This window comes from Myroides sp. A21 (genome assembly GCF_000807225.1).
GTDB lineage: Bacteria > Bacteroidota > Bacteroidia > Flavobacteriales > Flavobacteriaceae > Flavobacterium > Flavobacterium odoratimimum.
This window is the reverse complement of sequence record NZ_CP010327.1, coordinates 1,713,118-1,734,988: the sequence shown is the minus strand read 5'-3', so window position 1 is coordinate 1,734,988 and position 21,871 is coordinate 1,713,118. Positions and strand designations below refer to the sequence as shown.

The following is a 21,871-nucleotide window of genomic DNA, read 5'->3' as shown; positions in this document are numbered from 1 at the left end:
TATGATAGCTAAAGCAAAAACATGTATTGGAGGAGCAGCACTTTTTAATTATGTAATTAATCCAAACAAAGGTTATGAACTTGCTAGAAACAATCTTTCGGGGGAAACTCCGAAAGATATGTATCAAACCATGCAGATTCTACAAAATCAAAACACTCGCTGTAAAAACAATACAATCTCCGTTGTTATATCTCCTACTATTGAAGATAGTAGAAAAATGACAGACCAAGATTTAGAAAATCTCGTAAAAGATTTTTTAGTTGGTTTAAAATTAAATCCCAAAGACGCGCAATACATCGCTTACTTACATACTGAAAAAGAGCACAAACACATTCACATTTTGATTAACCGTATTGATGAGAATGGAAAAGCACTAAAAGATAACTATATCGGATTTCAAGCACAGAGTATCGCTCACGAAATAGCCCTAAAATACAATTGGACTTCAATAAGACAAGAAAATATAAATAGAAAAGAGCTTTTAAAAACTAATCAGAAACAGACAGCTGAAATAATAAAAAAGGCTCATTATTTTGTTTTAAAAGAGCGTCCTAAAAACTTAGATCAGTACATCAATATGATGCTAGCACATCAAATAGAAGTAAAACCAACTGTAAACAAACAAGGTAATATTCAAGGCTATAGATTTATTCATTTACCAACCAACACGAACCTAAAAGCAAGTGAGGTTGATCGGAATTTAAAACTGAATGAACTCTTTGAAAATAACATACCAAAACCAAATAATGATTTATTTCATACTGTACTATATAAAGACCAAGACAAACAAATCTGTTTTGAAAATTGGAATACAAATACAGTAAGTCTATTTAGTTTTTTAAACGCTTATGGAAATTACTATGAGGATTATATGCCTGATATAACTAAAAAGAAAAAACGAAAACAAACACAAACATTAAATCTTTAACTATGGCAAAGAAACAACCTACACTCACAGAACTCACTGAGTTACTATTTCAGCAGGTAGTTCACTTGCAAGAAAAACTCAAGCAAAATATTACTCTGCAAACTCAGCTTTCAAACAGGATAAATAATATTGAAGTAAAAGTAAATGTGTCTGAATTACACAAAATTGAGTCAAATAATAGACAAAGATTACAAGATGATTTCACTGCATTTCAGTCCACACTTTATGATACTAAAGAAGACCTTTTAAAAATATATAGGGCTATTAGTCATAAGAAGATGTTCTACATCATAGCCCTTAATATTTTTCTTTTACTCACAAGTGGTTTATCAATTTACGTTGCGATTAAAAAATCAATTCATTACTCTGATTATAATCAGTTAATAGAAAATAATAAGAAATCGAATCTTGAATTAATGTATCTGAATCAGTTCTTTAAAGAGAATCCAAAGAACTTTGAGGTATATAAAAAGTGGAAAATCTCTTCTGAAAATAACACAAAAAAGCCTTTATAGTACATTGATTTTTAGTTTTATTTTTTATTAATAATTACACAAAGTTAGGCAATGCCTCGCGGTTCGCTAGCAAGAAAACCCCCATAAATGCTTGACTAAAGTCTTCGCTTTATTGCGCCCGTTTCTTGCGCTTGCTAAGCCATTACCAACTGTGGCTCCATAATTAATTTAAAAATTTAATATTATGGAAACTACAGTTTTAAACAAAGATTGGCTTATCGCTTCAGAAGTAGAATTAATTTACAAATCAAAAGTAAAGGCTTCAAAGAGACCTCAAATTACATCTTCTTATAGTGCATATCAAATAGCATTAAAGGCTTGGGATGGTAATAAGATTGAATTATTAGAACAGTTTAAAGTTCTTATGCTTTCTAACAACAATAAAGTACTTGGAGTATTAGAAGCTTCAACGGGAGGAATAACCGCAACAATAGTAGATTTAAGAATTATTTTCTCAGCTTTACTAAAGGCTAATGCTACAGCTTTTATAATTATTCACAATCATCCATCTGGAAAGTTAGATCCAAGTGATGCTGATAGACAAATTACAAGAAAAATAAAAGAAGCAAGTAAGATACTTGATATTACTCTTTTAGATCACTTAATTATAACCGAAGAGAGTTACTACTCCTTTGCAGACGAAGGCACCTTATAGGTGTCTTTGTTTTTTTATATATTCTTAATTACTCTAGTTTTCACTTTTGTATTTGACTCAAATGAATTTTACTTAGAAGCTAAAAATCCCCTTTATCAAATAACCATCAAATAAAAAAACAACTGATTTTAAGTAGTTTAACTTTTAAAACTAGGTTTGTATCAAATAACCATCAAATAAAAACTGTACCTCAAACCGAACAAGATACCTGCAAGATAAAGCAAATATAAAGAGGTATATAACCTTAGTGTATTACAAAAAAAGTTAAAAGAGCAAACAGTATATATATTTCTTTTTTAGGCCATTTAATTACACAATTTAAAAAAACGCCAAAAGTTCACTACTTTCATACAAATCAGTTTGATTACAAAAAGTAGCACTTTTATGTAAGCAAAAAATATTGATTACAATTTTTGAAGACTAACTACTTTGATTACAAAAAACAGCACTTTTATGTAAGCAAAAAATATTGATTACAATTTTTGAAGACTAACTACTTTGATTACAAAAAATAGCACTTTTATGTAAGCAAAAAATATTGATTACAATTTTTGAAGACTAACTACTTTGATTACAAAAAACAGCACTTTTATGTAAGCAAAAAATATTGATTACAATTTTTGAAGACTAACTACTTTGATTACAAAAAACAGCACTTTTATGTAAGCAAAAAATATTGATTACAATTTTTGAAGGCTAACTAGTTTGATTACAAAAAACAGTACTTTTATGTAAACAAAAAATATTGATTACAATTTTTATACTCTAACTAATTTCATTAAAGGTTCAAAAGAATACATCGCAGCTCTACGCCCTGATGATTCTTCTCTTAAAACTAAATAGCCATTATCAACTAATTTTTTAATCATTAGTACTGCTGTTGCATTCGGGATCTTTGTTGTACTAACAAATTTATTATTTCTAAATACTGGATAAGTAAATATAAAATCAAGTATCTCTATATTCCATTTTGAAGATAGTAACTCAGAGAATTCAGTTTTTGTAGTTTCGTACAAACTCTTTATACTCTCAGCTATTTCTAAATTTTTAATCGCTTGATTTTCTACTGCTTTTAAGAAAAAAAGAATCCATTCATTCCAATCCTTTGTTTTGGAAACATTACGCATTTGTTCTATATATTCATCTTTATTTTCTTCAAAATATCCACTAATATAAAAATGAGGTTCTGAAAGAATTTTTTCTCTCCATAAGTTCAGCGTAATTAACATTCTTCCAATTCTTCCATTTCCATCTTTAAAAGGATGCAATGCTTCAAACTCCAAATGCATAATAGCAGTTTTAATTAACGGAGGAAAATCACTATTTTCTAGAAACTTAAAAAGCTGCTCTAATCCATCAACTAGATTTTCAGGCCTAATAGGAATAAACTGAATTTCTCTTTTTAACCTATCTGCCAAATAATTTTGTTCTTTCTTAAATTCACCAGGAGATTTATTTGCTCCTCTACCTAAATATAACAACTGTTGATGCATTTGCTTAAGAAAGCTTAATGAAAAATCATAGCCACTTTCAAGTGCACTTTGAGCATTTTTCAAAGCACGTTGGTATAAGATAGTTTCTATTACATCGGTTTTAGCAGTAGTGATATCCTCACCTTCATGATCAGCCTCATATTGAAGTATCTCATCCATTGTGCTAATTGTACCTTCAATTCTAGAAGATATTACCGCCTCCTGATTTCTTAAAGGAGCTAATAAAATTTCAGTGTTATGTAGGTTTTTTAACATTTGATCAAAACGTGCCAATGCATCAGTAGCCCTCACTAATTCTTGAATAAAAAGAGTATAATCAATACTCTTTGGAGGAAAAACACCATAATGATAATCTACCGCTTTCTCTAAATTATAATCCATACATTTTTATTTTGATTACAAAAATACAAATAAAAACAAAAACAAAGATGTTTGATTACATAAATATAGATATTATTGTAATCAAAATATTTTTTATTAAATTATAATGTAAAACAGAAACAGATAAATCTCTATTAAAAATCAAATAAGCTTCCCTCTTTACAAAACACGTTTTATCAGTCCCCACAAACATAGTTAAAACAAATTCTCAAATGCCTGATCAAGCTCTTCTCTATTAAAATCCTCTACATAAGCTTCAGTAGTTTTAATAGATTGGTGCCCAAAGGCCTGTTTAAGCATATATAAGTTCACCCCTTTTTTTAATGATAGAGTAGCGAAAGTATGACGAGCTGTATAAAAGGTAATCTTTGTTTTAATCCCACATTCCTTTGCAATGATATTTAACTGCTTATTATAATAATCCCTAACACTACTTTTTCGTGCTCTTAGTTCTTCTTTAGTATATAGGCTTAGATCTTTATCCAGGATTGAAAAGATGTAATCTGTATCAAATGGCCTATAGATTCTGAAATAGTTTAAGATAGTATCCAAGTCTTTATTCTCTGGTATCTTTACATTAATAGCCACGCCTGTTTTATTTCGGATATAACTAAAACGATTAGAATTTATATCATCCCATTTTAATTCAGCGATATCAGTAAAGTTCATTCCTCGACAAAAGAAACTAAATAAATAAGTATACAACACCTTAGCTCCTTCAGTATTTTCTGAAAAGTCATAATCAAGTAGCAGCTGTAACTCTTCTTTTGTAAGCGCTTTTTTTATCTTGGTAGATTTCAACTTAGAAATCACATAGTCTCTAAATGGATAATTCTCCAAAGATGCTATTTTTGATTTAATAGCAGAATTATAAATAGCACGTATATTACGCATATATATACCTATTCCTCCATTTGTACAGCCTCTTGATCTTAAGTCTGCTTCAAAGGCTACTAAAAAAGAATAATCAATTTGTGAAAACTCATATTTGATCACCCCAGGCTTAAAACGTTTTAAAGCCTTTAATGAATCATTATATGAACTTGCTGAACTAACTTGACCTGCTTCTTTGAATTGCTCAATCCTATTTTGAAAAAAAGCAACAAATTTTACAATCTCAACCTTCTCTGGTCGAAGTAGAGAATCAAATACTTCAAGTGTAAATTCTTTTTCTTGTTCAATCATCAAATCCAATACTTTTGACGCATCTTGTTTGAGCGTACTTAATATTCTATTGGCTTGTAAAAAATTCGGGAACTTAGAGGTAAACTCCCCCACTTTTGCATTCCAAAATTTAGGTGCAGTACTGTAAGGTGTTTTATAGAATTTAGACCTCCTATTAATAGTAACTCTAAGATTAATTGGGTAAGTTCCATCACTTAATTTTGTCTTTTTTAATACAATTTTTAAACTCGTTTTCATCATAAATAATTTTAAAGTACAACATACGTACAACAAATCGGTACTTATCGTGCAAATAGATGAAACAAAAATATTTTAAAAATTTTACAACTAACTAAAAATCAGTTAGTTTGAAACAAAATGCAATTAAATACAACATTCATTTCTCCGGCTCATAATCAGCAAGTCCCTGGTTCGAGCCCAGGTGGGACCACAAAAAAAAGCATCTATTTTTCAATAGATGCTTTTTTTATACCTTACTTTTTACTAAACTACACAAAATAGCAGTTAGATGTCAATACTCTAATAATCTCGTGTATTTTCTCCTTCGTACCTTTCTTCTTTATCTACAAGCTCACCCTTCCCATTGTAGTACGATTTGATGCTATACATATTATTCAGCGTACGCGGATAGTACTTATCTCCATTGCTCTCTTGCCTAGTAACAGTTTCTGAAGTATAAAATAACTTTCTATCTGTGTCAACCCCATAAAAAAAAGTTCGCTTATCTTTATTGAAAACAATTGTATTTACACAGTCAACATAAATAGAAACATATTGGGACTGACCTTCTCTGCGAATTGTCTCATATAGTACTTCATCTGTATCGGGATCAAGGACAAACTTGGTAGCAGTCCCTTGAATCATCATCAAACACTCATTGTGCTCATCAAAAAGAAAATTTAGCTTCCTATTAGAGGGATCTATAAAGGTATAACGATACTCTTTTTTGTCTTTAGTATTAAAGTAATCCACATTTTCCAATTGATGGTTCGGCAATATTTTATCAGCTTGAGAAAAAATAAATTTTTCTTTGTTGAGATCATAAAACATCAAAGCTTTATTTTCATTGTAAATTCCGTAGATAAAACCTTTTTCTATATTCGAATAAGTTACTTTTACAGCCCCTCCTGGTTCAAATAAATACGCTCCTTTATAAATATAATTGAGATACTCACTCGTCGCACCTTTCTCATCTGTGATATATTCTGAAGTTTCATATATCAGATTTCCATTAAATGTTTGAATCGTTTTAAACCTATTTACTTGTATCCGCCCGAGCAACTACATGTTTCATAACATGATGTAAGATAGTAAGTTTGCTTGAAATAATAAAGAGATGAGCAAACAAGAAATTATGTACTCTCATGTAGAGGATTGGAAAGCAAGTGGATTAACACAATCAAAGTATTGTGAAAGTGCAGGAATTAACCTGGCGACATTTAGCTATTGGGTAGTAAAATATAAGAATAAGACAGTTGAAGATGGAGCAAGTAACTTTATAGCAATAGGTAAAACATCGAAAACAGAAGGTACAGAATACGAAATCGTGTATCCTAATGGAGTGAAGCTTCGTGTAAAAACGAAAGACTTAAGTGATCTTTATTCATTAGTAAACCTTGTGTAATGTTTAGTCTGAGTAGTAGCCACCAATTCTATTTATATAAATCAGCATGCGATATGCGCAAGAGTTTCGATAGTCTTTGTGGTCTTGTTCAAAACGAATTGAATCAAGTAGCTCACAATGGAAGTGTCTATGTCTTTATCAATCGTCGCTGTAACCAGATGAAGCTTTTGCATTGGGAAACAGGCAGATTTGTGTTATATCACAAGCGATTAGAACAAGGAACTTTTGCCTTTCCTTCTCATAACAAGTCACAAATAAGTTGGAGTGATTTGGTGCTTATGATTGAAGGAATCCAAGTAATAAAAAGTAGTCAAAAAAGACGGTTTTCTATGAAGTAAATACTCTTGAATCCTTGTGTAAATGTGGCTTTTGTCGTATATTTACTTCATGGAAATAGACCTTGAAAACTTATCAAAACAAGAACTTTTGACGCTTATAAAACAGCAGTCAAAAACTATTTCTAAACAAGAACAAGAGAACATTAAGTTAGAGGAAAAAGCTACTAAGTATGAATATTTGTTCAAACAACTTCAACGCATGAAGTTTGGTCAAAGCAGAGAGCGCTTTGAAGATCCTAATCAGACTCAATTACCTTTAGATGTTGAGCCAGAAGTTATGCAAGAACAAGAAGAGGTAATCAAACAAGAGATCACTTATTCTCGCCAGAAGAAAAAACATCCAGGAAGAGCTAAACTACCCGATCATTTACCTGTAGAAGAAATAGAAATCTACCCAGAGGGAGATTTTTCTGATAAGATTTGTATTGGCAAAGAAACTACAGATGTCTTAGATTATGTTCCAGGTTACTTTAAAATAAAACGTTACATCCGATATAAATACGCCACGAAAGACAAAGACAATACGCAAATCAGTATTGCACTGCTTCCAGAGCGAATTATAGATAAAGGAATACCTTCTGAAGGATTATTATCTACAATACTTGTTGACAAGTATGTAGATCATCTTCCACTACACCGTCAGAAGCAACGCTTTTCAAGAGAAAATATCGATATAGCTTCTTCTACTATAGATGGCTGGGCAGCTCAATGTATGGATGCTTTAAAACCACTATATGAAAAGCTTGTGATGGACATCAAAAATGAAGGTTATCTTCAAGTTGATGAAACCACCATCAAAGTCTTAGATGAGAAAAAGAAAGACAAATCTCATTTAGGCTATTACTGGGTATATCACGCACCTATATCCAAACTCGTGATGTTTAATTACAGTCCTACTCGTGCCAGTAGTGCTGCATTACCTATATTAGAAAACTTCAAAGGATATCTGCAAACCGATGGTTACGCGGGATATAAAGCCTATGGGAATAAGTCAGGTGTCACACATCTTGGCTGTTGGGCACACGCTCGTCGTGAATTTGAAAGAGCTTTAGACAATGATAAAACAAGAGCTCAACATGTACTTGTAGAAATACAGAAGCTATATGCTGTGGAACGACAGGTTAAAGAACAAAACTTAACTCCTGATCAAATCAAAGAGCTTCGTCTGAAAGAGAGTTTACCAATCATCAATGAACTTGGTAAATATATGTTTACTCAGATGAAATTAACTTTACCTAAAAGTCAAATAGGTAAAGCTTTTGCTTACTCACAAACTAGATGGGATAACCTAAGTGCATATTTATACAATGGGAACTTACAGATAGATAACAACCTTGTAGAAAACGCAATCAGACCTGTAGCACTTGGGCGTAAAAACTATCTCTTTGCTGGTTCTCATGATGCTGCACAAAGAGCTGCTATGGCCTATACGTTTTTTGCTAACTGTAAAAAGCACGACGTTAATCCATACCAATGGTTAAAATATGTTCTTGAAAATATTCAATCCATCAACCACAAGAACATTACAGACCTATATCCTCATAATTACAAAGACCTTATAGGATAATTTTCATACACTACAAGATGTACTTGCTCGGGTGGATACATTTACTTTATAAGATTCATCAATCTCTACTTCTGTCAATCGATCCAAATTTGCCAAATAATTGTATTTATCTTTACGCAATTCGATTAAATTATACTCTGAACTATAAAGCCCAATAGACTTATATTCAAAAGGGATCACTGTTTCTTTGCTATTGATATCGAATAATCCTTTTTGTTGTCCATCACGAGAAGCTACAAGACACTTCATATCTTTGATAGGATACATTTTACTTGATAAACTCGCAAACTCCTCCCCGAGAACATTCTTTCCTGTTAAATCAGATAAAAAACTTTTCTTGTCTTTACTAACAAATAGCAAATCTTTGTAAAAAGGATACAGTTCATCATATACTGGTTTTAATAAAACTGTTAAATTAAGGTCGATCAACCCCAATTTCGTATTAGATTCATTAGCAAAGATCAAATAATTTTTCTCTTGAATTTTTGTAAAATAATCTACCGGATAGGGAAACTGTTTAATTTCTTTAGTTTTAAAATTGTAGTAATTTAAAACATTTAATTTTTTACTGGTTCCACACAAATAACCAGGAACTCTTGGCCCCGTTAAATACAATAACGTCTGATTATCTGGATTATAATTGAACCCTTCAATTGTCTTTCTATCGCCTTCCAAAACAATCTTACCTTCTTCATTAAGAATTTTAAATCCGTGATCATCCCCTTTAGATATAACGAGATAGCTATTTTCAACAACCACAACTTCGTACTTTTTCTTGTACTTGTTCAAAAATTTTTGTGCATGTGTTAGAGTGCTAAACAGCATTACAAAAGCGATAAGTATATTTTTCATTTTTTAACAAAAATAACAATTAAATATTTAAAAAATAAAACAATACAGTTTTTATACATAAATCAATGTACTCTGCTAAGAAATACATTATTTACTATTTTACCATTTATAATAGCTACATCTCCTTACACAAATGCCCTCATTTGACTATAAAAGCTCTATTTGATTTTTATGACAACTACATTTATTCGACATCCCTTATCTACACTAGAAAACTTTTTTCTTATTTAAGTTTTGTTCGGGAATGGTTCGGGTCATGTTCGGTAATCCTTCGGTAAAAGGGGTGTTTTTCCGAACAAAATCAAAACAAACCAATGATTTAGAATTATAAAAAAAGCATCTGTATGACTACAGATGCTTTTCAACAAAACACATTTACACTAACCTAATATATCATTAGACGGCTCTATAGTTATAGGTCATACTTACTCTTCCCATTGATCATGCGAGAGACTATCCCATTATCTGAACTCAGCTCAGCGAATAGTACTCCGATAAAATGGATAACTAAATATGTCACGAAGTAATATATAGAGCCAAAATGAATACTCTTTATTTCATTATTATAAGCTGTCTCGATATCTAATGCTAAGACGACTCCAGATACTATAGAGATAACCACACAGACATAAAACACTAAGTATATAACTGCTCTAATACGTGTATTAAGTATAATTCCTCTCTTAAACGGATTTAAAAACGGTACTCTACCCATCATCCCTAGTATGATTCTCACGAATACTAATCCCATCAAGGTATAACCCAAGTAGACATGCCACTCCCACATAAGAGCACGTAACCGCTTAGCGAGTACGATGGCTTTCTCTTTAGTCATATTAACCTCCTGAGAAGTACAATATTCCATAATGATTTCACTCATGCCTTCTTTATTCAGCCAGGTATAACGCAGCAGTATAGTGATAAGCATACCTAGCATCACGAATGCTATACTCCAGTGCAAAACCCGAAATGCCAAGCTATAGCACTCACCTCTCATTCTCATTTTAATACTTTTAATAAAATTAAATTACCAAATATGTTAATTTAAAATAACTACAATAATCAAATATAAAAATAACAATCAATAACTTCTAAACAAAAGTGAACATAATTTGAAAAAAGTAAAAAAAATGGCTTTTTATACAATATCAAATGATACCATCCGTTATATATCTAGCTAATAAAATGCAGAAAAAATGGATTAACTCTATTATGTCTATTTTTTAAAGTATGTTTGTTAGTCTGCAATATTTTTTTGAAATAAAATATTAATATTTATCTTAAATTTGCAGAGTGAAAAACAAATTGTTATTGAATCAAAAATAAATTGGAATGAAAAAGATATTACTCTTGTTTGTAATACTAATGTCAATTAGTACTTCTTATGGTCAACGAAAATCTAAAAAACAGGAAGAACCTGTGAAGAAGATTGAGTACCTAGACATTGTTCAAATTCTATCAAATAAAGATGAGCTTAAATTAACTCAAAAACAGGTAGGAGCCTTGACAATCAAAAATGAATACATTAAGCGTGACTTACAGAATCTGAATTCTAAAACAAAGATGCAGGAGGTAGAAAAGAACATGCACCAACGTCAATTATTCGCTGGTTATGACAACTTCGTAAATAGAACACTGAATGAAGACCAATTAGAAAGTTGGAATGTAATTAAAAAAGAAATAGCTGCTAGTGAAGAAGAGAGCACTGATCTAAAAACGGAGATGGCTGCACTAGACTCAGCTTATAAAGCAGAACTAAAAGAAGTATACAGAAAGTACAGCAAAGATCGTAAACTGTACTACGCGAGTAGAAATGTAGTGAGAAAACAATACGATGCAGATAAACTTCGTATCTACAAAAAATACAACCAAGCTGTAGAAGAAGAAGGTGAAGAGGGAGATAAAGTATTAACATTAGAAGAAATCGCGAACTTATATAAAGAATACGACGATTACTACAATGAACCGACACAAGCGAATCCATTAGAATACTTAGATGTAAAAGAAGAATATTCTAATGAGACAGAAGAAATAACATCAGAAGAAGAAGGAGAGTATTAATCTCCTTCTTTTTTTTTGTATTATTTAAATACATTAAGGTACTTTAACAGCCATAATGTCCGAATACTACCAAAATACAAGTATATTAAGCGCAAAGCTTTCAGTTTTTTTAAGTTACTTTGCATAAAAAATAAATTATGTCTTATATCAGCAAAGTTATTAGTGGAAAATGCCCTAACTGTGGTAAAGAGCACATATTCCATGACAAAGGAAATCCGATTACATTTAAGATGCCGAAAATGACGAAAGAGTGTGGATCTTGTGGATATAACTTCCATAGAGAAACAGGATTTTATTTTGGGGCTATGTATATGAGTTATGCACTTACAGTTGCTGAAATGGTAACAGTGATGGTGCTTCGTCTTATCATCAATCACTTATTTGATTTGAATATCACGATGTTACACGCCTTTATTGCAATTGTCTTTGTAATCTTTATTCTGTGGACATTTAACTATCGCTTATCTCGAATCATGTGGTTAAATTTATTTTATAAAAAAGATGAGCAATAGTCTAGGTTTATTAAAATAAAAGTTATTATATTTGCGCCACCTAACAGAGAAACGGGTGTAGTTCAAGGGTAGAATAGCGGTCTCCAAAACCGTTGATGGGGGTTCGAATCCCTCCACCCGTGCAGCGTAAAAAAAGCTCCTTAATATTTACATTAAGGAGCTTTTTATTTTTATATCATTCTCTTATTTTACACATACTTTTTAAGGAACTCTTTCGGAGAGATACCAGTTCTCTTTTTAAACACCTTAGAGAAGTAAGAATAATCATCGTATCCTAGCATCATAGCGATCTCACTAAAGCTTTTGCCTGTATAGATAAGCATACGCTTAGCCTCTAAGACGATTCTGTCTATAATGATATCAGTAGTAGTCTTGTCTAATAACGTCTTGCACACGCGATTTAAATGCTTTTGTGTCATATTCATCCATTCTGCATACACTGCAGCCGACTTCTCCGTGCGAAAGTTCTTTTCTAATAGGTTCTCGAAGTGATGTAGATGTTGATTATACTGCAAGTTTGGTACAGCACTAAAGGAGTTCCCTTCTAGTAGCTGTCTATTGCATTCTATATAGAAGAGTGAAGCTAAATTCACGAGAGAGAAGTTCTTCTTCCAGTTGGGCTGGCTTACCTCATCTGTCATTCTCTTCATTAGATTCTCCACTAATACGCTACTCTCTTCATTTAGTAGAAAACCGTTCGGGTAATACGCTGATCTAAATACAGGATACTCACGTATCGTCTCGCGGACAAAGAATAGATCAAAATACTCTTGAGTGTGAAAAAAGATATAACCATCTATATCCCCTGACAAGATCCAACTATGTGTCTGCCCTGGTGCTAGCATAAATACCATACCAGGCTGTATCTCATAACTCTGAAAGTCTATCTCGTGGGTACCAAATCCTTTCGTAAATATCATACAAACATAGAAGTCATGTCGATGTGGTTTTTCCACATGATTGTGATTTGTGATAAGGTGTTGTGGTATCGTATTGGCATAAAAATCAGCTCCTTTAACCTCCTCAGTCAAATCTCGCATTTGTAAAATAGTAATATCTTTCATCAATCAAATATATGGTCAAACAAAAATAGCATTTTTAGTTTACACTAAATAATTCTTATGCTAATGACTTATGTCCTAGCTACTGCTCTACACTATCTAATTAAAAGACAAATAGACTCTATAATACGCTAGTACACACTTGATCAAGAACTAAGCGTGAATATTATCCAAAAAGTCTACTGTACAACAAACAAAGTTTTGAGTAAACTTTACTATCTTTAGCACTCGTTAAAATAAATAATTGTTATGAAATATATTCTACCTATTCTTATGGTATTAGGGCTAGCCTCATGTGGAGGTGGCGAAACTAAAAAAACAGATCTTGAGACTATCGATAAACAATCTGCAAGAGAAGTAACGATCAAGTCTGTAGTAGCAGGAGATAGTATCCTACATATCACAAGTCAAAAAATATGGGCGAATGGTCAACTAGTAACACAAAAAACGGACACAATCAAAACAGCAAAAGAAGTAAGCGCATGGGGAGATACTAAACCTACTTCTCTAGTAAAAGTGCCGATTTATGTAACTGTAGAATAATAATATCATGAATAGAAAAAGTAGTAAAGCAGTGAGTCTAGTACTTATCACAGCAGCATTAGCTTCATGCTCTAAGACTCCTGATAAACAAGAAGAACAAGAACAAGCACAGAAAGTATATATGAGAGCAGATAGCTCTGCACCGTATACAGATGTGACTCAACAATATAACCAACAACGCCATCACAGTGGAGGTGGTATGGGGAGTGCGCTACTATGGTACATGGCCTTCAGACCACTAATGGGTGGAGGTATGGGATATGCTAGTAATGGACTCTCTCACCAAGCTAATGTAGGCACGAATACGTCTAAATCTAATGCGGTAAAGACACATAAGTCAGCTAGAGGAGGCTTTGGTAATACTTCTAAGTCATCTACTGTTAGTTCATAATCTATGAGAATAAAATACCTAACAGCTGATGCAAATTGGCAAAAGAGATTAGAAGACAACGGTTTTGGATTTCACACAGATGAGAATAATGTCCCTTATTGGATAGAGCACTACTATTACAGTATAGAGCCAGCATTCGCTGATGAGATATACAATGCCACTACTGAGCTATGGCAGATGTGCTTAGAGGCAGTAGATCACGTGATCACACATAATCTATTTGATCAATTTCAGATTCCGATCTTCTTTCACGATCATATAAAGCAGTCATGGGAGAACGATGCTCCAAGTATCTATGGTCGTTTTGACTTTGTCTTCGATGAGAAAAAACAACAACTGAAAGTATTAGAGTTTAATGCAGATACTCCTACTTCTCTGTATGAAACAGGAGTGACGCAGTGGCAATGGATGCAACATTACTTCGGTGAACGCAAAGACCAGTTTAACTCTGTACACGATCAATTAATCGCTTCATGGCGTGATCTAAAGCCTTATCTTAAAGGGGACACACTACACTTCAGTTGTATGCGTGAGACCTTAGAGGATCTAACGAATATAGAATACCTAAGAGACACTGCTATACAAGCTGGTATCAACACAAAGCTAATCTTCATAGATGATATCGGATGGAATGGGGTGAACTTTACAGACCTAGAAGAAGAGACGATAACAGATATATTTAAGCTATATCCGTGGGAATGGTTGGTATATGAGCCATTTGCGCTACATATACCGAATGACGAAGCACAAGCGAACTGGATAGAACCGTCATGGAAGATGATCTTATCTAATAAGGCTATCATGGCTGTACTGTGGAAGCTGTATCCTAACCATCGACTACTACTAGAGACCTACTTCGATACACCTAATGGGATGCGTGACTATGTAAAGAAACCTTTACTCTCAAGAGAAGGTGCTAATGTAACGCTATACCAGCATGGAGCTATCGTAGAAGCTACTCCTGGAGATTATGGAGAAGAAGGCTATATCTGTCAAGAGTTAGCTCACTTACACCAAGAGTCAACAGGATATTCTATTATCGGAAGCTGGATCATAGGTCAAGAATCATGTGGTATTACATTCCGAGAAAGTAATAATCGAATCACAACAGACAAAAGCAGATTTATACCTCATATCATAGAAGAATCATAAGGATAAATCTTTATAATATTATATCTTGCTACCGTATATGGATAAGTTCTATATACGGTAGCTAACTTTTAACACCAGACAGATGACTCCTGAATTTATATACGACAAACAATACAGTAACACTGCATTTAACTATAACGATATCTCATTTAAAGAATTTGAGAATTGTAAGTTTGAAAACTGTGATCTGAGCGCTTGTTCATTCTTAGCTACTCTTTTTATAGACTGTGATTTTATCAACTGCAATTTTAAAGATGCAGAGGTGAACTATGTAGGACTTCGCAATGTCAACTTTACAGCTTGTAACTTTACACGTGTAAACTTCGCCATGATAGACCAGACTATATTCGAATTTACCTTTACAGATTGTAATTTAGAATTAACTCAGTTCTATGGATTAAAGCTTAAAAAGCAACTGTTTTCTAACTGTAGTCTAATCAGTGCTGATTTCTCTGATACAGATCTGAGTATGGCACTGTTTGACAACTGTAACTTACACCGTGCAGTATTTCACAAAGCTAATGCAGAGAAAGCGGACTTCTATACGAGTTATAACTATGATATAGACCCACAGTTCACTAAGGTTAAAAAAGCAATATTCTCTATGGACGGATTAGCTGGTTTACTAACAAAGCATCAATTAGTCTTAAAGTAATTCATAATAATTACAAAAACATAAAGATAAATTAGTACTTTTAAGTATTAATTTATCTTTATTAAAAAATGAAATTATCAAAACGTGTCAAAATCCTTTTAATAGTTGGTGTCAGTCTACTAGGGCTATATCAGATAGGGAGATATGCATTAAACCGTTTTATATATAAACACTTACCAGAGATTATCGCAGAAAAGAATGATACTCCTTATGATCTAGCGTATGAGGACATCAGCTACTACCCTGCATTAAGAAGACTAACTGTCTCTGGAATCACAGTGACTCCTAAAGATACTACTACTCATCCTAATCTTACTTATATCAGTGCAAGACTAGATAAAATAGTGATTCAAGGGGTAGCTATCAAAGAATTACTACAAAACAAGAATCTACGTGCAAACAAAATCAAACTAAGTCATCCTAGTATAGTGATGATTAAAGGAGATAGTGTCGTACAGAAGCAAGCTAAAATAAACGTAAAAAATGATATAGATATAGAATCTATTATCGTAGAGCATGCTCATGTCTTAATAAAAGACAGAAAGAGTAATACAAGACTAAATGAGGTCTACAACTTCAATGCAACAATCAGAGGAGTACATTTCGGTGAAGAAGTCGTAGAGAAGGCAATACCTTTTAGTTATGACTCTTATGTGATGACTACAGACTCTATCTATAGTAAGCTGAATGAGTGGCATAAGTTCACCATCGGTAAGATTATCATAGAACCAACAGCGCTAAAGATGCACCAGCTATCTGTAAAGCCCTTCTCAGAGACTGTCGAGTCAAAAGAATTAGCTAAGAACTTATTGTCTGTGGATGTTCCACAGCTAAAGCTGACTGGGACAGACTGGGGGTATAAAAATGAGCAAGACTTCTACCTTGACATTGCTTCTATAGAGACAGACTCTACAGCGATCACCATCAAAAACAACAAACTCAAACAAGATATCAAAGTAGCAGAAAAACAACCTGCTAAAAAAACTAAAAAGCAGAAAAAGCAAGAGGTGGCAGTGGTATATGATACATTGCCTGCACTAGTCCCATTTGCTTTGAAGATAGGTGATATTAGGATTAACAAATTATCACTAGATGCATTAGACACTTGGAATACGTCTAAGACCAATATAGTCTTAACGGATATCAACAATAAGGTAGGAGAACAACTAAAAGTAGCTAAAATAGCGATAGACTCTCCTGTCATCACCTATACCCCTAATGATGTAAAGAGTAAACCTAAGACTACTGCTAAGTTACTGTCTGATTATATCACATTAGATTCATTAGTGCTGCGCAAGGCAGCTTTCCAAATACACGATAGAAAGACAAATAGCAACAGCTTAAAGGTGAATAATATCAATGCTGTGATAGCAGATATCCGTATTGATAAAAATACTGGTGGAAATAAGATTCCTTTTACTTATGGCAAGACTACGCTATCCTCTGGAGCGATTACATACGATACGAAGAAATATTATGATATAAGTGTAGACTCTCTATCTATCGATAATAAAGAGCTAAAACTGGCTAACTTCAATATGAAGCCAAAGTACTCTAGAAAGAAGACAGTAAGCATGTTTAGATATGCAGATGATATCTTCACACTACATGCCAAAGAGATAGCTCTAAAGAATTATAACTATGACTTCGATACCAAAGGAACACTACTCTTTAAAACAGAACAGATCAACATCAATCAACTTGATGCAAATATCTTTAGAGATAAGGCTCCTACATTCAATATGAGTATCAAGCCCATGTTTAGTAAAAAGCTAAGAGATCTAAAATTCGGATTAGAAGTAAATAATGTTGCAATACGCAACTCTAAACTAGTCTATGAAGAGACTGACCCTAAAGCGGTAGCTCCAGGTAAGATTATGTTTCATAACTTCAATGCGACTATTAAGAATATATATAGTGGATATGGTGTAACTAAAGTACCTACTACTACGATAGCTGTCAATGCGAGGTTTATGAATGCAGCTCCACTGCGTGTGGACTGGTCTTTCAATGTACTTAACAGAAGAGATAACTTCAATATACAAGGTAAGATTACGAACTTCCCAGCTAATTCTATGCGCCCGTTCTTACAGCCGTATGTCAAGGCTAATACAGAAGGTAGTATCAGTCTAGTCACTTTTAACTTCACTGGTAATAATACTTCTGCTACAGGAACCTATGGTATGCAATATGAGGATCTAAAAGTAACTATCTATAAGAAAGATGGGCAACAAAAGAAAAAGTTCTTATCTGCTGTGGGGAATATGTTTATCCGAAAGAACACTAAGGATGAAGTCAAGACAGTTAATATTAAAAAAGTAGATAGAGTCCAAGAGAAGTCTTTTTTCAATTATCTTTGGTTATGCATAATGCAAGGTTTAAAACAAACCGTCTTATAGTACAACACCACAAAACAAAAAGATATGAAAATAGCATTCATTACAGGAGCGACATCAGGTATAGGAAAAGCAACAGCGCAAGCATTAGCTGCTAATCACAGACTAATCTTGTGTGGAAGAAATAAAGAGAACTTAGCAGCCATAGAGCGTGAACTAGCAGAGCAGACAGAAGTGATGACACTAACCTTCGATGTGAGTGATAAAGAAGCTACATTTAAGGCAATAGCCTCTCTTCCGACTGCATGGCAAGATATAGATGTACTAATCAATAATGCAGGAAATGCTCATGGATTAGCTACTTTCCAAGAAGCTTCTCTAGAGGACTTAGAAGCTATGATAGATATCAATGTAAAGGGAATAATCTATGTGACTAAAGCTATTGTTCCTCTTATGATCAAAAGACAATATGGACATATCGTCAATCTATCTTCTATCGCAGGGAAAGAGTCATACCAAAACGGTACAATCTACTGCGCTTCTAAGGCTGCTGTAGAGGCATTCTCTAAAGGACTGAGATATGATTTACTATCAGATGGAATTAAGGTAACTAATGTAGCTCCTGGGGCAGTAGAAACAGACTTCTCCCTAATCCGCTTTAAAGGAGATAGTGATAGAGCAGCAAAGGTATATGAAGGGTATACTCCATTAGTAGCTGAAGATATAGCGAATGCTATAGCTTATATCGTCAACCAACCTGAACATGTGCAAATAGCTGATATTACAGTATTTCCGAAGGCTCAAGCTGGTGCAACAAGCATTCATAAAAAATTGTAAAAATTATCATATTAATCATCCCAAAACTAATACATTTGCAGAGGAATTACAGTACGTTAATCTTCTATTAGAATGAAACAAATCTTAGCAATAAGTCTCTTATTAGGGCTGAGTTGCACATCTAGTTGGGCTTATAAAAGTACCTACTCACACATCAATGTACAGTTAGAGGAAAGTGTAAAACTAGACACCGTCTATCTCGACTTAAAAAATGACCCAGACTTTAAGTTTCAAAACAACTTAAGATGGTATCAAGATAAGAAGTTAGAGTTGTTTGGAATCAAAACCAATAAGAATGAAATCTTCATTGAGCCTCTTTTCTATCAGATAGAATCTTTTATAGAAGGAATATCTATTGTGTCTATGGACAACTTCCAAGGCGCAATAAATGATAAAGGAGAAGTGATTATTCCTTTTGCTTATGAAGAACTACAGACGAGCAGTGAGTACAAAATAGCCTTCTTAGAAGGTGGCAAATGGGGATTCTTCAACACAGAAGGCAAAAAGATTATCTCTGCTCAATATGATTATGTAGGAAGCTACTCTGATGGATTAGCATTAGCTTCTAAAGATCAATTGTTTGGTTATATCGATCACAAAGGAAGAGTAGTCATCCCTTTTCAATATGACTACGCTAGTAACTTCGAAGATGGACAAGCACAAGTAGAACTAAAGTTTGAATCTTTTACGATTGATAAAAAAGGAACTAAGGTATCTTATTAAAATAAAAAACGGTAAGCTGTACAAGGCTTACCGTTTCTGTATACTAGAATTTCATAGCAAAAAAGCGTATTCTAAGTATTTGTAATAATTGATTCATACTATTGAAACTACCCCCCACGATAATCAAAACAGTACTTAGTCATCTGAAAACTCCAACTAACCAATTTATATATTAAAGCCCATTAAACTTCACTCCTAACATAAACCATCTCCCCGGCATAGGTACTGCACCTGCCTCTATATAAGTAGTATCAAATATATTCTGAGCATCTAAGTAGATACTATATTTCTTTAGATTATAGTTTACTCTTATGTCTGTAATCCAATAATTCTTATAACTGATACGTTCGTTAAAACGATTAGCCAGTGTAGCACTAAGGTTATTATAAGTATAATTAATAGTTCCTACTAACTGATGTCTTAAACTCTCTATCGCATACTTAGAGATCTTATCTTCTCCTTTATTCTCCACTTTTGGAGATAAATAAGTATATGATAATCCTAAGTCCCAATAAGACTTTTCTGATCCTAGTTTATACTTTAAAGCTGTATTAAATCCTTTAGTCTTATTCTTAGAAGCATTATATGGCTGATATGGCACTGTCGTATCTACTCTTATCCAATCAATAAAGTCATCAATATCTCTGTAAAAAGCAAAAGCCTCTGCTCTAAATCCTTTATTGACATACTTCCCTCCTAATTCTATCTGATAAGCTTTTTCTGGTAATAGATCAGGATTACCTATATTACCAGGGCGTTGATCTAAATACAAATCTGTAAAAGAAGGTATTCTACTTGCTGTACCAGCATTAAACATCGCTTTCCAATGTTCATTAAAGGTATAACTAGCGTCTATCCCTGGGAAAACTTCCCATCCATACTTCGTATTATAATTAACATAAGCCCCTAAATTTACATCTAGTCGATCAAAAAACTCACGTTGTATCTCAGCGTACAATCCGTAGTTACTCTTGCTGTGATCCCCGATATTAGTTGAGTTAATCTCTTCATACCTCATCTCTCCTCCAAAAGATATCTTACCAAAATCTGCTAAGTACTCTCCTCTAATATTACTAGTAATCGCATGTGAATAATGACGGCTACGTGCCTTACTTAACTCATGTCTGAAGTAACGATAATCATCAAAGTTATATCTGTAAGCTACACTAGGCATTAATGTAAAACGGTCAGTTAAATAATGACGTGAACTCAGATTTACCATTGATGTAGATACTACTTCTTTTGACTCTTTATCTCCAGGAGCTGCGTAGAATCCATTTGCTCCAAAAGAACTTCTAGCATGACCTGCAAGTACCATAATAGCATTATTCTCATTAGGGGTATAGTTCCCTTGATAGAAGATTTTATTGTTATTAAAAGCAGTGTTATAACGAGTACCATTACCTGAGTCATGGCTACCGAATAACATATGATTATCTTTTTTGCGTACAAGTGTACCTCCTAATTGAATACCTCGGTTATTAAATAACTCTCCATGATCGCCTTCTTTATCTTTCTTTAAGCTACTTCCGATATACGTATTAGCAAAAAGACCATCTTTTTTAGGGTTCTTCGTTACGATATTTACAACTCCTGTCAGGCTGTTCACACCATATAGACGAGCAGAAGGTCCACGTACTATCTCTATACGTTCAATCGCTTCTAAAGGAATTGGTACGTTAAGACTATTATGCCCTGTCTGTGGATCTGAAATCTTCTGTCCATTAAGCAACAATACATTCTGCTCAAAGCTACCTCCGTCAATACTAAAGTCTGATTGTGTTCCAAATGGACCTCTCTGACGAATATCAACACCAGTAGCATAAGTCAACAACTCATTAATAGACGACACAGGTAATTGTTTTATCTGTTCTTGATTAATAAATGTAATATTTCTATTCTTCAGCGAACTTGGCAACTGTAATCGTTGATTATAGATTACTATTTCTTCTATTTTATCTTCAAGGGTATTTTCTGTCTTAGTTTGTCCTTGCACTTGTACAGTAAAAACAGTACTTAACAAGGCTAAAATGACATAATTATTCTTCATTTCAGGTAGTTT

At 33.3% G+C, this 21,871-nt stretch carries 22 protein-coding genes and 1 tRNA gene; 16 read left to right on the top strand and 7 right to left on the bottom strand.

Annotation, left to right across the window (positions count from 1 at the left end):
* The first annotated feature begins 1 nt into the window (after position 1).
* The 3 genes from MYRA21_RS08010 to MYRA21_RS08000 all read left to right on the top strand — a co-directional run bounded on the left by MYRA21_RS08010 (position 2) and on the right by MYRA21_RS08000 (position 2,098).
* Complete coding sequence (locus tag MYRA21_RS08010; RefSeq protein WP_039328804.1) at positions 2-928, top strand: relaxase/mobilization nuclease domain-containing protein; 927 nt, start codon at positions 2-4, stop codon at positions 926-928.
* Between the two features lie 2 nt (positions 929-930).
* Complete coding sequence (locus tag MYRA21_RS08005; RefSeq protein ID WP_039328803.1) at positions 931-1,443, top strand: hypothetical protein; 513 nt, start codon at positions 931-933, stop codon at positions 1,441-1,443.
* 184 nt (positions 1,444-1,627) lie between these two features.
* Entirely contained in the window at positions 1,628-2,098 is a 471-nt protein-coding gene (locus MYRA21_RS08000; protein ID WP_039328801.1) for a RadC family protein, read from the top strand.
* A gap of 758 nt (positions 2,099-2,856) precedes the next feature.
* Here MYRA21_RS08000 and MYRA21_RS07995 read toward each other — a convergent pair.
* From MYRA21_RS07995 to MYRA21_RS07985, 3 genes are all read right to left on the bottom strand, one after another.
* The gene (locus MYRA21_RS07995) at positions 2,857-3,972 is read right to left on the bottom strand and encodes a Fic family protein (protein ID WP_039328800.1); all 1,116 of its coding nucleotides are present in this window, start codon (positions 3,970-3,972) and stop codon (positions 2,857-2,859) included.
* A gap of 195 nt (positions 3,973-4,167) precedes the next feature.
* Positions 4,168-5,394 carry a site-specific integrase gene (locus tag MYRA21_RS07990; RefSeq protein ID WP_036496800.1) on the bottom strand — a complete coding sequence of 409 codons (1,227 nt, stop codon included), beginning with the start codon at positions 5,392-5,394 and terminating at the stop codon, positions 4,168-4,170.
* Positions 5,395-5,676: 282 nt separating this feature from the next.
* Positions 5,677-6,438, bottom strand: a complete 762-nt coding sequence (locus MYRA21_RS07985; protein WP_235280052.1) for a hypothetical protein — start codon at positions 6,436-6,438, stop codon at positions 5,677-5,679.
* Positions 6,439-6,493: 55 nt separating this feature from the next.
* Here MYRA21_RS07985 and MYRA21_RS07980 point away from each other — a divergent pair, with 55 nt between their 5' ends.
* Genes MYRA21_RS07980 through MYRA21_RS07970 form a run of 3 tightly spaced genes read left to right on the top strand, consistent with a single transcriptional unit; the run spans position 6,494 to position 8,686 of the window.
* Positions 6,494-6,781 carry a hypothetical protein gene (locus tag MYRA21_RS07980; RefSeq protein WP_039328445.1) on the top strand — a complete coding sequence of 96 codons (288 nt, stop codon included), beginning with the start codon at positions 6,494-6,496 and terminating at the stop codon, positions 6,779-6,781.
* Positions 6,781-7,119, top strand: coding sequence for an IS66 family insertion sequence element accessory protein TnpB (gene tnpB / locus MYRA21_RS07975; protein ID WP_082013829.1), 339 nt, complete (start codon positions 6,781-6,783; stop codon positions 7,117-7,119). Before MYRA21_RS07980 ends, tnpB begins: the two co-directional genes overlap by 1 nt.
* 49 nt (positions 7,120-7,168) lie before the next feature.
* The gene (locus MYRA21_RS07970; RefSeq protein WP_039328444.1) at positions 7,169-8,686 is read left to right on the top strand and encodes an IS66 family transposase; all 1,518 of its coding nucleotides are present in this window, start codon (positions 7,169-7,171) and stop codon (positions 8,684-8,686) included.
* Positions 8,687-8,689: 3 nt separating this feature from the next.
* Here MYRA21_RS07970 and MYRA21_RS07965 read toward each other — a convergent pair whose 3' ends face one another.
* Complete coding sequence (locus tag MYRA21_RS07965; RefSeq protein WP_235280050.1) at positions 8,690-9,538, bottom strand: WG repeat-containing protein; 849 nt, start codon at positions 9,536-9,538, stop codon at positions 8,690-8,692.
* Between the two features lie 412 nt (positions 9,539-9,950).
* On the bottom strand, positions 9,951-10,541 hold the full coding sequence (locus MYRA21_RS07960) for a cytochrome b/b6 domain-containing protein (RefSeq protein WP_006257457.1): 591 nt from the start codon (positions 10,539-10,541) through the stop codon (positions 9,951-9,953).
* Between the two features lie 329 nt (positions 10,542-10,870).
* Between MYRA21_RS07960 and MYRA21_RS07955 the strand changes: the two genes are divergently transcribed.
* From MYRA21_RS07955 to MYRA21_RS07945, 3 genes are all read left to right on the top strand, one after another.
* Complete coding sequence (locus MYRA21_RS07955; RefSeq protein WP_006257458.1) at positions 10,871-11,599, top strand: hypothetical protein; 729 nt, start codon at positions 10,871-10,873, stop codon at positions 11,597-11,599.
* A gap of 137 nt (positions 11,600-11,736) precedes the next feature.
* Positions 11,737-12,111 carry a DUF983 domain-containing protein gene (locus MYRA21_RS07950; RefSeq protein WP_006257459.1) on the top strand — a complete coding sequence of 125 codons (375 nt, stop codon included), beginning with the start codon at positions 11,737-11,739 and terminating at the stop codon, positions 12,109-12,111.
* Positions 12,112-12,162: 51 nt separating this feature from the next.
* A tRNA-Trp gene (locus tag MYRA21_RS07945) sits at positions 12,163-12,233 on the top strand.
* 66 nt (positions 12,234-12,299) lie between these two features.
* Here MYRA21_RS07945 and MYRA21_RS07940 read toward each other — a convergent pair.
* Positions 12,300-13,175 carry an AraC family transcriptional regulator gene (locus MYRA21_RS07940; protein WP_006257460.1) on the bottom strand — a complete coding sequence of 292 codons (876 nt, stop codon included), beginning with the start codon at positions 13,173-13,175 and terminating at the stop codon, positions 12,300-12,302.
* A gap of 246 nt (positions 13,176-13,421) precedes the next feature.
* Here MYRA21_RS07940 and MYRA21_RS07935 point away from each other — a divergent pair, with 246 nt between their 5' ends.
* The 7 genes from MYRA21_RS07935 (at position 13,422) to MYRA21_RS07905 (ending at position 19,809) form a co-directional block, all read left to right on the top strand.
* The gene (locus MYRA21_RS07935; RefSeq protein ID WP_006257461.1) at positions 13,422-13,715 is read left to right on the top strand and encodes a hypothetical protein; all 294 of its coding nucleotides are present in this window, start codon (positions 13,422-13,424) and stop codon (positions 13,713-13,715) included.
* 7 nt (positions 13,716-13,722) lie between these two features.
* Positions 13,723-14,106, top strand: coding sequence for a hypothetical protein (locus tag MYRA21_RS07930; protein ID WP_006257462.1), 384 nt, complete (start codon positions 13,723-13,725; stop codon positions 14,104-14,106).
* Positions 14,107-14,109: 3 nt separating this feature from the next.
* Positions 14,110-15,258 (top strand): glutathionylspermidine synthase family protein, encoded by a 1,149-nt coding sequence (locus MYRA21_RS07925; RefSeq protein ID WP_006257463.1) that lies wholly within the window; start codon positions 14,110-14,112, stop codon positions 15,256-15,258.
* A gap of 82 nt (positions 15,259-15,340) precedes the next feature.
* Positions 15,341-15,913 carry a pentapeptide repeat-containing protein gene (locus MYRA21_RS07920; protein WP_006257464.1) on the top strand — a complete coding sequence of 191 codons (573 nt, stop codon included), beginning with the start codon at positions 15,341-15,343 and terminating at the stop codon, positions 15,911-15,913.
* A gap of 68 nt (positions 15,914-15,981) precedes the next feature.
* On the top strand, positions 15,982-18,312 hold the full coding sequence (locus MYRA21_RS07915) for a hypothetical protein (protein ID WP_006257465.1): 2,331 nt from the start codon (positions 15,982-15,984) through the stop codon (positions 18,310-18,312).
* Between the two features lie 24 nt (positions 18,313-18,336).
* Positions 18,337-19,086 carry an SDR family NAD(P)-dependent oxidoreductase gene (locus tag MYRA21_RS07910; RefSeq protein ID WP_006257466.1) on the top strand — a complete coding sequence of 250 codons (750 nt, stop codon included), beginning with the start codon at positions 18,337-18,339 and terminating at the stop codon, positions 19,084-19,086.
* 72 nt (positions 19,087-19,158) lie between these two features.
* The gene (locus MYRA21_RS07905; RefSeq protein WP_006257467.1) at positions 19,159-19,809 is read left to right on the top strand and encodes a WG repeat-containing protein; all 651 of its coding nucleotides are present in this window, start codon (positions 19,159-19,161) and stop codon (positions 19,807-19,809) included.
* A 172-nt stretch (positions 19,810-19,981) separates the two neighbouring features.
* Here the strand turns inward: MYRA21_RS07905 and MYRA21_RS07900 are convergent, their stop codons facing one another.
* Positions 19,982-21,859 (bottom strand): TonB-dependent siderophore receptor, encoded by a 1,878-nt coding sequence (locus tag MYRA21_RS07900; protein ID WP_006257469.1) that lies wholly within the window; start codon positions 21,857-21,859, stop codon positions 19,982-19,984.
* Between the last annotated feature and the right edge of the window lie 12 nt (positions 21,860-21,871).

Bases quoted from the DNA above. Each gene is read 5' to 3' on its own strand.
- MYRA21_RS08010 (WP_039328804.1), top strand. From the start codon at position 2: ATGATAGCTAAAGCAAAAACATGTATTGGAGGAGCAGCACTTTTTAAT.
- MYRA21_RS08005 (WP_039328803.1), top strand. From the start codon at position 931: ATGGCAAAGAAACAACCTACACTCACAGAACTCACTGAGTTACTATTT.
- MYRA21_RS08000 (WP_039328801.1), top strand. From the start codon at position 1,628: ATGGAAACTACAGTTTTAAACAAAGATTGGCTTATCGCTTCAGAAGTA.
- MYRA21_RS07995 (WP_039328800.1), bottom strand. From the start codon at position 3,972: ATGGATTATAATTTAGAGAAAGCGGTAGATTATCATTATGGTGTTTTT.
- MYRA21_RS07990 (WP_036496800.1), bottom strand. From the start codon at position 5,394: ATGAAAACGAGTTTAAAAATTGTATTAAAAAAGACAAAATTAAGTGAT.
- MYRA21_RS07980 (WP_039328445.1), top strand. From the start codon at position 6,494: ATGAGCAAACAAGAAATTATGTACTCTCATGTAGAGGATTGGAAAGCA.
- tnpB (WP_082013829.1), top strand. From the start codon at position 6,781: ATGTTTAGTCTGAGTAGTAGCCACCAATTCTATTTATATAAATCAGCA.
- MYRA21_RS07970 (WP_039328444.1), top strand. From the start codon at position 7,169: ATGGAAATAGACCTTGAAAACTTATCAAAACAAGAACTTTTGACGCTT.
- MYRA21_RS07965 (WP_235280050.1), bottom strand. From the start codon at position 9,538: ATGAAAAATATACTTATCGCTTTTGTAATGCTGTTTAGCACTCTAACA.
- MYRA21_RS07960 (WP_006257457.1), bottom strand. From the start codon at position 10,541: ATGAGAATGAGAGGTGAGTGCTATAGCTTGGCATTTCGGGTTTTGCAC.
- MYRA21_RS07955 (WP_006257458.1), top strand. From the start codon at position 10,871: ATGAAAAAGATATTACTCTTGTTTGTAATACTAATGTCAATTAGTACT.
- MYRA21_RS07950 (WP_006257459.1), top strand. From the start codon at position 11,737: ATGTCTTATATCAGCAAAGTTATTAGTGGAAAATGCCCTAACTGTGGT.
- MYRA21_RS07940 (WP_006257460.1), bottom strand. From the start codon at position 13,175: ATGAAAGATATTACTATTTTACAAATGCGAGATTTGACTGAGGAGGTT.
- MYRA21_RS07935 (WP_006257461.1), top strand. From the start codon at position 13,422: ATGAAATATATTCTACCTATTCTTATGGTATTAGGGCTAGCCTCATGT.
- MYRA21_RS07930 (WP_006257462.1), top strand. From the start codon at position 13,723: ATGAATAGAAAAAGTAGTAAAGCAGTGAGTCTAGTACTTATCACAGCA.
- MYRA21_RS07925 (WP_006257463.1), top strand. From the start codon at position 14,110: ATGAGAATAAAATACCTAACAGCTGATGCAAATTGGCAAAAGAGATTA.
- MYRA21_RS07920 (WP_006257464.1), top strand. From the start codon at position 15,341: ATGACTCCTGAATTTATATACGACAAACAATACAGTAACACTGCATTT.
- MYRA21_RS07915 (WP_006257465.1), top strand. From the start codon at position 15,982: ATGAAATTATCAAAACGTGTCAAAATCCTTTTAATAGTTGGTGTCAGT.
- MYRA21_RS07910 (WP_006257466.1), top strand. From the start codon at position 18,337: ATGAAAATAGCATTCATTACAGGAGCGACATCAGGTATAGGAAAAGCA.
- MYRA21_RS07905 (WP_006257467.1), top strand. From the start codon at position 19,159: ATGAAACAAATCTTAGCAATAAGTCTCTTATTAGGGCTGAGTTGCACA.
- MYRA21_RS07900 (WP_006257469.1), bottom strand. From the start codon at position 21,859: ATGAAGAATAATTATGTCATTTTAGCCTTGTTAAGTACTGTTTTTACT.